The organism is Pantoea sp. SIMBA_079, assembly GCF_046940275.1.
GTDB classification, from domain to species: domain Bacteria; phylum Pseudomonadota; class Gammaproteobacteria; order Enterobacterales; family Enterobacteriaceae; genus Pantoea; species Pantoea borealis.
On record NZ_JAWRYR010000715.1, the window covers coordinates 1 to 247 of the forward strand.

General features: G+C 64.0%; 1 protein-coding gene. It reads right to left on the reverse strand.

Annotation, left to right across the window (positions count from 1 at the left end; genetic code table 11):
• Window positions 1-247, reverse strand: a 247-nt coding sequence (locus SB719_RS21815; RefSeq protein WP_412159982.1) for an ATP-binding cassette domain-containing protein, incomplete at both ends; no start/stop codon positions are given.

Here is a 247-nt window from a genome sequence, read left to right on the forward strand (position 1 = left end):
GTGGAAAGGCGGTGCGCAATCACGACCGTGGTGCGGTTCTGCATGATGCCTTCCAGCGCCTGCTGGACCCGCTTTTCCGATTCATTGTCGAGGGCGGAAGTCGCCTCGTCGAGCAGGAGAACCGGTGCATTGCGAACGATGGCGCGGGCGATGGAAACGCGCTGGCGCTGGCCGCCGGAAAGCGTCACGCCGTTTTCGCCGACCGGCGTATCGTAGCCCTGCGGCTGCTGCAGGATGAATTCATGCG